Annotated in this window: 13 protein-coding genes; 5 read left to right on the top strand and 8 right to left on the bottom strand. The window is 62.8% G+C overall.

The window, feature by feature from the left end; all coding sequences use genetic code 11:
• Nucleotides 1-59 precede the first annotated feature (59 nt).
• The 8 genes from ahpC to aroC all read right to left on the bottom strand — a co-directional run bounded on the left by ahpC (nt 60) and on the right by aroC (nt 8,870).
• Nucleotides 60-626 (bottom strand): alkyl hydroperoxide reductase subunit C, encoded by a 567-nt coding sequence (gene ahpC / locus L1K66_RS16305; protein ID WP_034955466.1) that lies wholly within the window; start codon nt 624-626, stop codon nt 60-62.
• A gap of 153 nt (nt 627-779) precedes the next feature.
• The gene (locus L1K66_RS16300; protein WP_252258872.1) at nt 780-1,886 is read right to left on the bottom strand and encodes an acyltransferase family protein; all 1,107 of its coding nucleotides are present in this window, start codon (nt 1,884-1,886) and stop codon (nt 780-782) included.
• Nucleotides 1,887-1,995: 109 nt separating this feature from the next.
• The gene (locus tag L1K66_RS16295) at nt 1,996-3,231 is read right to left on the bottom strand and encodes a DUF418 domain-containing protein (protein WP_252258871.1); all 1,236 of its coding nucleotides are present in this window, start codon (nt 3,229-3,231) and stop codon (nt 1,996-1,998) included.
• A gap of 86 nt (nt 3,232-3,317) precedes the next feature.
• Nucleotides 3,318-3,938 (bottom strand): bacteriochlorophyll 4-vinyl reductase, encoded by a 621-nt coding sequence (gene bchJ, locus L1K66_RS16290; RefSeq protein WP_252258870.1) that lies wholly within the window; start codon nt 3,936-3,938, stop codon nt 3,318-3,320.
• The gene (bchE, locus tag L1K66_RS16285) at nt 3,928-5,565 is read right to left on the bottom strand and encodes a magnesium-protoporphyrin IX monomethyl ester anaerobic oxidative cyclase (RefSeq protein ID WP_252258868.1); all 1,638 of its coding nucleotides are present in this window, start codon (nt 5,563-5,565) and stop codon (nt 3,928-3,930) included. Before bchE ends, bchJ begins: the two co-directional genes overlap by 11 nt.
• A 118-nt stretch (nt 5,566-5,683) precedes the next feature.
• Nucleotides 5,684-6,676, bottom strand: a complete 993-nt coding sequence (locus L1K66_RS16280; protein ID WP_252258866.1) for a fatty acid desaturase — start codon at nt 6,674-6,676, stop codon at nt 5,684-5,686.
• 219 nt (nt 6,677-6,895) lie between these two features.
• Nucleotides 6,896-7,780 carry an NAD-dependent epimerase/dehydratase family protein gene (locus L1K66_RS16275; RefSeq protein WP_252258864.1) on the bottom strand — a complete coding sequence of 295 codons (885 nt, stop codon included), beginning with the start codon at nt 7,778-7,780 and terminating at the stop codon, nt 6,896-6,898.
• Nucleotides 7,781-7,784: 4 nt separating this feature from the next.
• Entirely contained in the window at nt 7,785-8,870 is a 1,086-nt protein-coding gene (gene aroC / locus L1K66_RS16270) for a chorismate synthase (RefSeq protein ID WP_252258862.1), read from the bottom strand.
• A 392-nt stretch (nt 8,871-9,262) separates the two neighbouring features.
• On the opposite strand from aroC, the gene ruvA reads away from it, so the two are divergent.
• From ruvA to ruvB, 5 genes are read left to right on the top strand one after another with little or no spacing between them, the layout of a single operon-like run.
• Nucleotides 9,263-9,871: a Holliday junction branch migration protein RuvA gene (gene ruvA, locus L1K66_RS16265; RefSeq protein ID WP_034955870.1), complete on the top strand. Its 609-nt coding sequence runs from the start codon at nt 9,263-9,265 to the stop codon at nt 9,869-9,871.
• A gap of 50 nt (nt 9,872-9,921) precedes the next feature.
• Nucleotides 9,922-10,239 (top strand): hypothetical protein, encoded by a 318-nt coding sequence (locus L1K66_RS16260; RefSeq protein WP_252258861.1) that lies wholly within the window; start codon nt 9,922-9,924, stop codon nt 10,237-10,239.
• Nucleotides 10,236-10,757, top strand: coding sequence for a DsrE family protein (locus tag L1K66_RS16255; RefSeq protein WP_252258859.1), 522 nt, complete (start codon nt 10,236-10,238; stop codon nt 10,755-10,757). Before L1K66_RS16260 ends, L1K66_RS16255 begins: the two co-directional genes overlap by 4 nt.
• Nucleotides 10,757-11,188 (top strand): hypothetical protein, encoded by a 432-nt coding sequence (locus L1K66_RS16250; protein WP_252258858.1) that lies wholly within the window; start codon nt 10,757-10,759, stop codon nt 11,186-11,188. Before L1K66_RS16255 ends, L1K66_RS16250 begins: the two co-directional genes overlap by 1 nt.
• Nucleotides 11,185-12,225, top strand: coding sequence for a Holliday junction branch migration DNA helicase RuvB (gene ruvB, locus L1K66_RS16245; RefSeq protein WP_252258857.1), 1,041 nt, complete (start codon nt 11,185-11,187; stop codon nt 12,223-12,225). The genes L1K66_RS16250 and ruvB overlap by 4 nt, the downstream gene beginning before the upstream one ends.
• Nucleotides 12,226-12,314 lie beyond the last annotated feature (89 nt).

Here is a 12,314-nt window from a genome sequence, read left to right as displayed (position 1 = left end):
GGGTCTTCAGGGCGGCGCTGCGAAAAGGGGGGAGAGAGCGGCGCCGCCCGGATCTGGTGTTAGATCTTGCCGACGAGGTCGAGCGAGGGAGCAAGCGTTTCGGCGCCTTCTTCCCATGCTGCCGGGCAGACCTGACCGGGGTTGGCGCGCACGTACTGGGCGGCCTTGATCTTGCGGGTCAGTTCGTTGGCATTGCGGCCGACGCCTTCGCAGGTGATTTCCATGATCTGGATCACGCCGTCCGGATCGACCACGAAGGTTGCACGGTCAGCAAGGCCGACGCCTTCGCGCAGCACGCCAAAGTTGTTCGACAGCACGTGGTTCTGATCGCCGAGGAAGGCGTACTTCAGCTTGCCGATCTTTTCCGAAGTGTCGTGCCATGCCTTGTGGCTGAAGTGGGTGTCGGTCGAGACGGCGAAGACTTCGACGCCCATCGACTGCAGCATGTCGTACTTCTCGCCGAGGTCTTCGAGCTCGGTCGGGCAGACGAAGGTGAAGTCAGCCGGGTAGAAGAAGAAGACCGCCCACTTGCCTTCGATGTCCTTTTCGGTGACGTCGAAGAAGTTTTCGCCGGCCTTGAAAGCGGTGGCGGTGAACGGTTTGATGGTCGAACCGATGATACCCATTGTTGTGTTCCTCGTTTTGATTGGGGTGATTGGAGAGGGTGAAACTTGTGACGCCCATCTAAGCATTGTTGCGCTGCACAAAAGCTAATTTGTGCGATTGCGAAGATCGGAAATCTCAATCACCGAAACGGGAACCGATCGGAAAAGTTCCAATCAGGCTGCGGGCGCGGTTCTGGTGTCTGCGTCCGGGCGCGACGGGGTCGAATGGCGATAGGCCGCGGAAAGCCGCAGGAACCGCTTTTCAAAGAAATGGTAGGACAGCGGAGCCACCACGCACAGCAGGATCAGGCCAAGGCCGGGATTGAGCGGCCAAAGCTGGCCGGGCGCACGCCCCGGGCCGGTGGCAAGGAAAAAGCCCTGCCACATGTAAAGACCGTAGGAAATCTTCCCCAGATAGGCGAGCGGCCCGTATTCGAGCGTTTCGACCAGTCGCGATTTCTGGTTGTGAACGATCCAGCAGACCAGCAGCACCGCGCCGCCGACGCGCAGGATTTCGTCCAGCGGCTTGGGCAGGAAACCGAGAACGAGGCTGTGAAGGAACAGCGCGACCGCGAGGGCCAGTGCCCAGTGCGATGCGAGAAAAGCGTTGGCGCCGCGATACTCGCCGCCGTTCACGACAATCGCAGCCGCGCAGCCCAGCGCGATCCATGCGCCTGCAAAGATGCTCCAGCGGGCAAGGAAATAGGCATCGTCGAGCGTCTCTATCCGCAGCGCCACAGCCAGGAGGGCAAGGCTGATTGCCGATCCGATCAACAGGTGGCGTAGCGCGCGACCGTAGGAAAACCGGTATGCAAGCAGCAGCGCGGCGGGCCAGACGATGTAAAAATGCTCCTCCACCGAAAGCGACCATGTGTGCCCCAGGATCGAGGAATACCATTCGCGCGGTATGAAGCTGGTGTTGAAAGTTGCCGCGAAAATCAGCGCCGGATCGCTTGCAACCGGCCAGACGAAGACATCGACGAACCATGTCAGCACAAGGCACAGGAAATACAGCGGCAGGATGCGCAGCGCCCGGCGGATATAGAATCCCTTTAGCGAGATCGTCCCGGTTGCCCGGTGCTCCCCGATCAGCAGGCTGGTTATCAGAAAGCCGGAAAGGACGAAGAATATCTGCACGCCGGTGGTACCGCTGATGATCGGTGCGGCGGTTTCCGGCAGCCATCCGGCGGATTGCGCGGTCGCATAGATGCCCAGATGCGTGAGGATCACGAACAGGACGGACAGGGCGCGCAGCCCGTCAAATCCCCTGATCTTGTCCAACACCGGTCTCCCGCACGAAAACGAGAGACCGGCCTAGACCGATCATGGTTACCAAGCGCCTAATCGACGCGCATTACGCCCGTGGGCAAAAACGGCCCGTTCCGCCCGGTCAGGCGGGCAGGGCCTCCCGCCGCATCCTCGGTGCCTCGCCATAGGTCAGCGTGCGCCAGCACCATTCCAGCGGGCCATAGGCAAACCGGCTGAGCCAGAAGTGCGAGAACACGGTCTGTGCGGCATAGATGGCAAAGGCGATCCCGATCAGCAGCGCCGGCCCGGCATTGCCCGCCAGTGCAGGCCCGCCCGCGGCCTTGTAGGCGAGAAAGCCGATGACGAAGCTTTGCGTGACATAATTCGTCAAGGCCATGCGCCCCACCGGCGCGAACACCAGCGCCAGCGGCTTTGCAGGCGAATGGAAGATCAGGATCAGCGTGGCGACATAACCGGCGGCGATCAGCGGCACGGTGGGGTAATGCACCCAGGCGTGCGCCCATTCCAACTGCGCCAACCATTCCCATGTTTCGAGATCGATCGCGGCGGCAACAAACTGTCCGGCCAGCCCCAGCGGCAGGCAGATCAGCGCCACCTTGCGCCAGCCGCCAAGCAATTCGCCGCTGCGCTGAATCCAGCCCTTGCGCGCGACATAGGCGCCCAGCAGGAACCGGCCAAAGGCGTAGAACAGCCATGCAAGGATATAGCCGCTCGCCATCCAGCCGAACACGCCGGCTTCGAAGAACTCTCCGGAAAGCCCGAACAGCGAAGTCTCGTTCGCCCGCTCCATGATTGCAGCGTCGTTGAAAGAGGCCTTGAACGCCGGGCCGCTGATCCCGGTTTCCTCAAGCACGAAGGCGATCACCGGCCTTGCCGCGAATGCGAGGATAAGGCCGACGCCCAGCAGCACCCGGTCGCTTACCCGGCGCACCGCCAGCAGCATGAACCCGGCAAGGGCGTAGAGGTGGAGAATGTCGAACGGCCAGAAGAACAGCAGGTGCACCAGCCCGAATGCGAGCAGCACGAACAGCCTGCGCCGGTAGATCCGCTGGAAATCGGCGCCTCGCCCTTCCAGCCGCTCCATCTGGACTGCAAATCCCACGCCGAACAGGAAGGCAAACAGCGTGTTCGCCTTGTCCGCGCCCAGCCACATCATCATGAATTGCGCGTTTTCGTCAGCCTGGGTCACAACCAGCGCATCTGTCTGCGCCTCGGTCGCGAACCAGGGATAGACCAGCCACGACATGATGTTGACCACCAGCACGCCCAGCAGCGCGAAACCGCGCAAAACGTCGAGTTCGCCGACCCGCGCCGCCGATGTCACCGGCGCGGCCGCGTCACTATTTCCGGAATTCATGCTCTTTCCCCCATGGCATGACCCTGAAGCAAGGGGGTAAAGCAATTCGGTGGCTTGGCAAGCGACCATGCGCTGCGCGTCGGCGGTTATCCTATCTCGATGCGGTATCCATGGGCGAACCGGTGCATCGCCAGCGGGCCTTCGTCGCGGCATCGGGCGCGTGGGTGCACCAGCCTCTGGTATAGCCGGGTGAACACCGCTCCGTACCATTCGAACAGGCTGTCAGTCGGCATCATCAGATCGTCCGCCTCGGTCCGGTCGATGGTAAAGCGCCATCCGCCATCGGGTTCGAACCGGCCCGAACCGATGAAGGTCCACGCGTGGCGCGCGATCGCTTTCATCAGCAGCGGTGCGGCGAGCCGCGCGGGGAGCCATCGCAGGATCTTGGCCGCGATGCGCGGAATGCGGTTCGCAATGATATAGTCGGCGGTGCCATGCCCGGCCTCGCGGGCAATGTCGATCGCCTCGAACGGGTCGCGCATGGACAGGGCGTGATGGAGCCGCATGGCTTCGGCTTCAGGAATCATGCTTTCGCCGTCTGGCAAAGTCGCGATCCGTGCTTCCTTGAGGATATGGGCACTCTCCCGTGCACCCAGCATCCGCTCCATGACGGGCAGCGCCTGCAGAATGGCATTAGGGCCGATCAACGCTGCCGGGGGTTCTGGCCCCGTCTCCTGCGCCGCAGCAACCGGGCCTTCAATCGACATCGATCCTGTCCGGCTGGCGTTCCGCCGCCCGTTCTTCGCGGCGATCCTCGGCGCGTTCCTTCATCTGCTTGCGCACGGCTTCGCGGCGGGCGGCGGCTTGAGCGGCCTTGTCGGCATTGGTCTGCCAGTCGGTCGCGGCCTCGGCGGCGACCTCGCGGCTCGTGTCGAAATGCCAGTCGAGCTGCTTCTTGGTTTGCGGCCCCCAATATCCGGCTTTACCCAGATCGTAGAAGGTGCGTTTGAAGCCTGCCCGCAGGAAGGCATAAAGGCATCCCAGCAAATACCGCCGCCGGAAGCCCGTACCCCGCCACGGATAATGGAACAGCGCCTTTTGCATGTAGAACCGGCGGTAGTTCTTCATCACTCCGTCGAGCAGTTCCCCGCGCTCCATCGCGGTGGGTTTCATGATCGGGGTGACGAAATTGTATTTGCTGAAATCGTGGATCTCGACCTGATCCTTGATCTCTTCAAACAGGGGCGTGAAGGGCCAGGGCGTGTACATCGCCCAGTTGGCAAGATCGGGCTGCCAGTCCCACGCCATGCGATAGGTTTCTTCGAGCGTCTCGGGCGTTTCATTGTCCAGTCCGACGATGAACTGCGCCTCGACGAAGATATCCGCATCGCGCAGCAGCTTGATCGCCTGCTTGTTCTCTTCGACCTTGGTTTCCTTGTTGAACCGGTCGAGCTTCATCTGCGCCGCGGCCTCTGTGCCCAAGCTGACGTGAACCAGCCCTGCCTTGCGGTAGAAGGGCAGCAATTCCTTGTCGCGATAGATGTCGGTGACGCGGGTGTTGATCCCCCATTTCACCTTTGCCGGAAGGCCGCGATCAATCAGTTCCTGACAGAATTCGATGAACTTCTTGCGGTTGATCGTCGGTTCCTCGTCGGCGAGGATGAAGAAGCCGACGCCGTGCTTTTCATGCAGCTCTTCAATTTCGTCGACGACATCCTTGGGGTCGCGGATGCGATAATCGCGCCAGAATTTCCATTGCGAGCAGAACGAGCAGGTGAATGGGCACCCGCGTGCAAGATTGGGGATCGCGACGCGGGTGCCCAAGGGCAGATAGGTGTAAAGGTTCCAGTCGAGCACGTCCCAATCGGGCTTCAGAGTGCTCATGTCCTTGACGGTGTCGGCGGCGGGGGTGGCGACGATCTTGTCCAGCTCGCGATAGGCCAGCCCCTTGATCGTGGCGCGATCGCGCGGCCAGCGGCCCTCGGATATCGCGGTAAACAGCTCGACCGCGATCTCCTCGCCTTCTCCGCGCACGATCACGTCTATATGCGGGGCCTCTGTCAGCACCTGCTTGTACATGAAGGTTGCGTGTACGCCGCCAAGCACGCGCACTGCCTTGGGGACTGTTAGGGCAGCGATTTCGAGCACGCGCTCGGCAGCGTAGATCGAGGGGGTGATCGATGTGGTGCCTACGACATCGGGCTGGAGCTCGCGCATGCGGCGTTCCAGCTCGGCGTCGTCGACCTCTTCGGTCATCGCGTCGATGAAGTGGATGTCGGTAAATCCTGCGCGCTTCAGCGGGCCGGAAAGATAGGCGACCCATGCGGGCGGCCAGGTGCCTGCGATCTCCGCGCCACCGGAACGATAATTGGGATGAACGAAGAGAATGCGCACAGCGATATGCCCCCAAACCATATGTCAGTCATGTCGATCCCGTCGACATAAGTGACTCGGGGCAGGGGGCGCTGCATTGCGCCAGATCAAATTAGAGTTCGAAGCAGAGCACGCGGTTTCAGCCCCGCGCAAGCTTCCGGGCTTCGCGGAAGCTGACCAGCCGCCGCCGTTCCTCGTCCCACAGTGCCAGCATGAACAGGCGCGGGGTCTGGCGCGGGGTGATCCGGTTGTATTGCGCCAGCTCCGGGTGCGCCCGCAGCGCGTCGGGCAGACGATAGAACGGGATCTGCGCCATCAGGTGATGGATGTGGTGGATGCCGATATTGCCCGTGAACCAGCGCAGCACGGGCGGCAGATCGAGGTATGAACTGCCCGCAAAAGCCGCCTCGTGAAACGACCAGTCGGCTTTCTTGTCCCATTGCGCGTCGTCGAACTGGTGCTGGACATAGAACAGCCACACGCCTGTCGACGCCGCGATGAGCAGCACCGGCAGGAACACGATGGCCGTCGTCGCCACGCCGAAAACCAGCGCCAGCGCGATCAGGATCGACGCCGTCACCGCATTGGTCGCCAGCGCGCTGACCCAATAGGCGACGCCCGCCTTCATAAGCCCGATCGGCAGGCGGTGCCGCAGCAGGAACAGATATGCCGGGCCAAGGCCGAGCAGAACCACCGGATGGCGATACAGGCGATAGAACAGCCGCCCAATCCGGCCCTTCTCCATATATTCGCGCACCGTCAGCGTATCGACATCGCCAAACCCTCGCGCGTCGAGATTGCCGGTGCTGGCGTGGTGCAAGGCATGGCTGCGCGCCCAGCAATCATAGGGCGTCAGGGTGAACACGCCGATGGCGCGGCCGATCCAGTTGTTGGTCTTCTTGCGCTTGAGGAAGGCATTGTGGCCGCAATCGTGCTGGATGATGAACAGCCGCAGCAGCAGCAGCCCCGCAACCGGCGCGAGCAGCAGCGCGATGTAATACCCGGCCTCCACCGCGAACAGCATCGCCGCGAATGCCGCGATGAAGGGAACCAGCGTCGATCCCAGTTCCCACATGCTGCGGCTGAGGCGCGGTGTGCGAAACTGCGCTAGCTTGCGCGTCAGATCGCGCAAATCGGGCGTCGCAACCGCGCTGCCGGCAGGAAGGCCGCAGGTCGGTGCGGGCTCGTTTTCGTCGAAGTCGTGCGCCAGCGGGGCGGATTCTAGTGTGATGGCGACACCTATGGCCTTGTAAAATGGAACGGATGCTTGGTTATCAAGCGATCGGGACTGTGGCTATCACCATTGGACGAAAATCGGATGACAAGGGACGAAGGTTCAGCGCCCAAGCCGTCAACCCTTCCCGGCAGGTAAGGCTGCAGGAAGCACTTCGAGATCGTCCCGATCCGCCTGAGCCAGCACCTCGCGCCAGTCAAAGCGCGCCTTCCAGCCAAGCGCTTCCTCTGCCTTCGCGCTTGAATAAACCCTGTCGATGCTTTGCGGCAGCGGCCAGCCCCTGCGCGCGAACTCGGCGGCGAGGCTCGGCAGTCTTGCGCGGATCACGCCCGCCGCATCACGGGCCAGATCGTCGCAGTCTTCCCGCGTGAAAGGAGACGCGCCCGACAGGACAAAGCGCTCAAACGGCGCGCCATCATCGGCAAGAGCCAGCGCGTGCCCTGATGCCACATCGCGCGCATCGACCCCGCGATGCAGGCGATAGGCCGCCATCAACGGTGCGGGTTCGGGGAAGCAGCGCGACATCCGCAGGACACGCAGGGGCATTTCGGCGGAGGCCAGATCTTCGAGCAGCGCCTCTGCCGCAAGTTTGGTGCGGTGGTAGACGGTGCGCGGCTGCGGCGTCGTCTCCTCGTCGATCCACGTGCATCGCCCCGGCTCGACCGCGTGTCCGTAAAGCGCGGTGGTGGAGGTGTAGAGGAAACGCCTGACCCCGCTTGCTCGCGCGATTTCCGCGATTGTCCGCGTCCCATCGACATTGACGCGGAGAAACTCGGAATCGGATACCACGCCCACATGCGGGGCGTGCGGACCGGCGGCATGGATCACCGCGTCCGCTCCGTCGAGCGCAGCTTTGAGCAATTCACGGTCGGTGCAATCGCCGATGATCCGCGTCGTCGAAAAGGCGTTGCGATCAATCCCGATGACATCGTGACCAGGCGAAAGCGCCCCGAAGATCGCGCGACCGATGCGGCCCGATGAGCCGGTGAGGACTACCCTCAAACCTTCACCCCACCTGCGCCCGGTGCATCAGTTTCGCGTCCGCCAGAACCAGCGCCATCATCGCTTCGACCACCGGAGTGCCGCGAATGCCGACGCATGGGTCATGGCGGCCCTTGGTCACCACATCCACCGCTTCTCCGGCGGAATTGATCGACTTTACCGGCTTGAGGATCGACGAAGTCGGCTTGAACGCCACCCGGCACACCACCGGTTGCCCGGTGGAAATGCCGCCCGCCGTGCCGCCCGCGTGGTTGCTGGCGAACACCGGTTTGCCGTCGGGGCCGGGGCGCATTTCATCGGCGTTCTGTTCGCCGGTCAGCCGCGCGGCCTCGAAGCCGTCGCCGATTTCCACGCCCTTGGTCGCATTGATGCTCATCATCGCGGCGGCCAGTTCGCTGTCGAGCTTGGCGTAGATCGGCGCGCCCCATCCGGCGGGAACGCCATCGGCCACGCATTCGACCACCGCGCCCAGCGATGATCCGTCCTTGCGCGCGGCCTCGACCTTTTCGGCCCAACGGGTCGCGGCCCAGCTGTCGGGGCAGAAGAACGGGTTCTTGGCGATGTTTTCGTAATTGATCGCATCGCGTTCGATATGGTCGCCGCCCAGTTCGCAGACAAAGCCGGTGATGGTGACTTCGGGGATGATCAGCCGCGCCACCGCGCCCGCCGCCACCCGTGCCGCCGTTTCGCGGGCGCTGGAACGCCCGCCGCCGCGATAGTCGCGGATGCCGTATTTCGCGTCATAGGTGTAATCGGCATGGCCGGGGCGATAGCTTTGGGCGATCTCCGAATAATCCTTCGATCGCTGATCGGTGTTCTCGATCATCAGGTGGATCGGCGTGCCTGTCGTCACCTGATCGCCTTCGGAAGTGGTGAACACGCCCGAAAGGATGCGGACCTGATCGGGTTCCTTGCGCTGGGTGGTGTATTTGTTTTGCCCCGGCTTGCGCGCATCGAGGAACGGCTGGATGTCGCGTTCGAGCAGGGGAATGCCCGGCGGCACACCGTCAAGCACCACGCCAAGTCCCGGCCCGTGGCTTTCCCCCCATGTCGTGAAGCGCAGGACGCGCCCGAATGTGTTGTAACTCATGGCCTGTTCCTTAGCGAAAGGCTGCCCCATGTCGAGATTTTCGGCACATTTCCTACACGCGCTTGCGGCGGTATGGTCCGGGCAAATGGCGAGCGGTTCGGGTGGCCCGACGGGTGCGCAAAGACACAGGAGAATGGAAAGTCGCACACTGGACGGCGAAATTTTCTGAAACAACAGCAAAAACAACGCACTATTGCGAATCTGTATTTTTTCAAAACACCCCTTTCGCTGTTCCACGCGTTGCACCTCTCTCCGTCATCCCCGCGAAGGCGGGGATCCAGCTTCTCGGCGGCAAATGGGGTGGAACGAAGCTGGATTCCCGCCTGCGCGGGAATGACGATAAGTGTAACGGTCTGCTGGCATTGCGCCGAACATTCGGGCAACAACCAACCATGATTGCGAAGCTATCCGGCAGGCTGGACGAAATCGGCACCGACTGGGCCATCGTCGATGTGCAAGGGGTGGGTTATCTCGTCCATTGCTCGGCGCGCACGCTGTCGGCGCTGGGCGAGGTGGGGGAGGCCTGCACCGTCCACACCGATCTGCAGGTGAGCGAAAACGACATGCGCCTGCTCGGCTTTGCCGAAAGCGCCGAACGCGACTGGTTCCGGCTGTTGACGCAGGTGCAGGGGGTGGGGTCGAAGGTCGGCCTTGCGATCCTATCCGCGCTTTCGACCGGGGAACTGCGCGATGCCTGCGCTGCCGGAGACGCGGCGAGCGTGGCGCGCGCGAACGGGGTCGGGCCGAAGCTCGCCGGCCGGATCGTCAACGAATTGAAGGACAAGGCGGGCGCGCTCCCCGGCGGCGGGATGGCGGGCGTTGCCATGGGCGCCGCCACACCGGCTGCGGGCGCCAGCGCCGATGCGGTCAGCGCGCTCGAAAACCTCGGCTTCAAACCCGCCATCGCGGCGCAAGCCGTCGCCCGCGCCCATGCCGAACTGGGCGAAGGCGCCAGCGAAGGCGACCTAATCCGAGTTGCATTGAAGAAGGCGGCGGGATGATTCCAGCGACGTTTCGATACGGGCTCTTTGGCCTATATACCCTCGCGGTGATGTTCTTCATGTTCGGAGAATCGTCTGGGCAAGTGGAACTATGGCGGATGGTTACGTCGATCCCTTTCGTGCTCTTCGCAGTCGCTCCGATCGCCCTTCTATGCTTCGTCCCACTTTATCGCGATGCCCAACTGATTGCGGCTGTGCCGATAGCGGCATTCGGCATTTGGGCTTACTATGAGACCATTTATGTTGCAGCTCCAGATGCTCAAAGCGCATTGGTTTTCGCATTCGCACCCTTCTGGCAGTTCGTTCTCGCAGGGATTGCATTGGCGATCATCGCTATTGGCGACCGTCTACTTAGGAGTTGGAAATGACGAGGTTTCTTTGTGCGATTATCTGTGCAGCCCTCGCGGCGCCAATAGCGGCCCAATCACCAAGCCTCGAAACCTTCGCGACAGGCCCGGTGTTCGAGGATTTCGGCCCGCATGCCCCGGTTGAAGGGGGTGAGCCGCTGCCCAGTTTCAGCCGCTTCGCCATCGCTTTCGACGTGGCGACGCCCGCAGAAACAGACGCGCGCAACCGCGGCTTCGAAAGCGCGGCGCGTTTCATCAACATGCATGTCGCCGCCGGGGTGCCGGAGGATCGCATCCAGCTGGCGGTGGTGGTGCACGGCCGCGCGACGCTTGATCTCACCACCCGCGAAGGCAATGCCTCGCGACCGATGATCGAGGCGATGCTGGCCAAGGGCGTGCGCTTCATCCTCTGCGGCCAGAGCGCGGCGGCTAACGGGGTGAAGAAGGCCGACCTGATCGAAGGCGTCGAACTGCACCTATCCGCCATGACCGCCCACGCGCTGTTGCAGCAGGACGGCTACACGGTGAACCCGTTTTGATGGAGCTATTTGCCACCCACTCGAAGACCGATACCTTTGCGAAGGAGTTGGAGGACTGGTTCGCCAACTCATCCGTGAGGCTCAGGAGAGGCGCAGAAGGACAATGGCGCATCGACGTCGGCGCCGATTGGACGATCAGAACCAACCAATGGCGTCTGATTGGCGCGAAGAGCATCGTCGTTACCAGCGAGGATGACGGGCATCAGTTCGCCCTGCCCGCCCCGATCGATGCCGAGGCCAAGGCCAACGAAACTGCTGATGGTTTGCGGATTTCGGCGGTCTCGCTTGACGCACGAACCGGTGACCTCACTATCTCGTTCGACAATGGCTTCTCGCTGCAAGTCCATACGTGGTCGTCAGCCTTTGAAACGTGGCAGCTCTATCGCAATGGCGAGTTCTATGGCGCGGTCGGGAATGAAGGACTGAGATGACCGAGCCCCCCCTTCATTCCGGTGACAGCCAACCCGGCGACCCTGACGTGGCGCTGCGGCCCAAGTCGCTTGCCGAGTTCATCGGTCAGGAGGCGGCGCGGGAGAACCTGCGGGTCTTCATCGACAGTGCACGCGCACGGGGTGAGGCGATGGACCATACGCTTTTCCACGGGCCGCCGGGGCTGGGCAAGACGACGCTGGCGCAGATTGTGGCGGCGGAACTAGGCGTGGGCTTTCGCGCCACCAGTGGCCCGGTGATCGCCAAGGCGGGCGATCTTGCCGCGCTGCTGACCAATCTCGAACCGCATGACGTGCTGTTCATAGACGAGATCCACCGGCTCAATCCCGTGGTCGAGGAAGTGCTCTATCCCGCAATGGAGGATCGCGCGCTCGATCTGATCATCGGCGAAGGGCCGTCGGCGCGCAGCGTGCGGATCGACCTGCCGCCGTTCACGCTGGTGGGCGCGACCACGCGGCAGGGGCTGCTGACCACCCCTTTGCGCGATCGCTTCGGCATTCCGGTGCGGCTGCAGTTCTACAGCCATGACGAGCTCGATCTGGTGGTGACGCGCGGCGCGCGGCTGCTGGGGCTGGACATCGACGCTGATGGCGCGCGCGAGATTGCGCGGCGATCGCGTGGCACTCCGCGGGTTGCGGGGCGGCTGCTGCGGCGAGTGCGCGACTTTGCGCAGGTCGCAGGGCAGGGGCGCGTCACCCGCGCGATTGCCGATGACGCGCTGACCCGGCTGGAGATCGACAAGCTCGGCCTTGATGCGATGGACCGGCGCTACCTCACCATGATCGCGGCGACCTACAAGGGCGGCCCGGTGGGTGTTGCGGCGCTGGCAGCGGGGCTTTCGGAGCAGCGCGACACGGTGGAGGAGGTGATCGAACCCTACCTCATCCAGCTGGGCCTGATCGCCCGGACGGAACGCGGACGGATGCTTAACGATGCGGGTTGGGAGCATCTGGAAATGACCAGGCCGACTCCGGGCGGCAACACCGCGCAAACGAGCATGTTCGACCCGCCGGATTGAGCAAATGACTGAAATTCGGCCTAACCAAGCTGCCGGTTTCGGTGTCAAAACGGGACAGCGCCTTTGAAAAACGGCCATTTTTTGCCGTT

The sequence above is a fragment of the Erythrobacter aurantius genome (assembly GCF_023823125.1).
Classification (GTDB): Bacteria; Pseudomonadota; Alphaproteobacteria; order Sphingomonadales; family Sphingomonadaceae; genus Erythrobacter; species Erythrobacter aurantius.
This window is presented reverse-complemented; position numbering and strand designations above follow the sequence as displayed.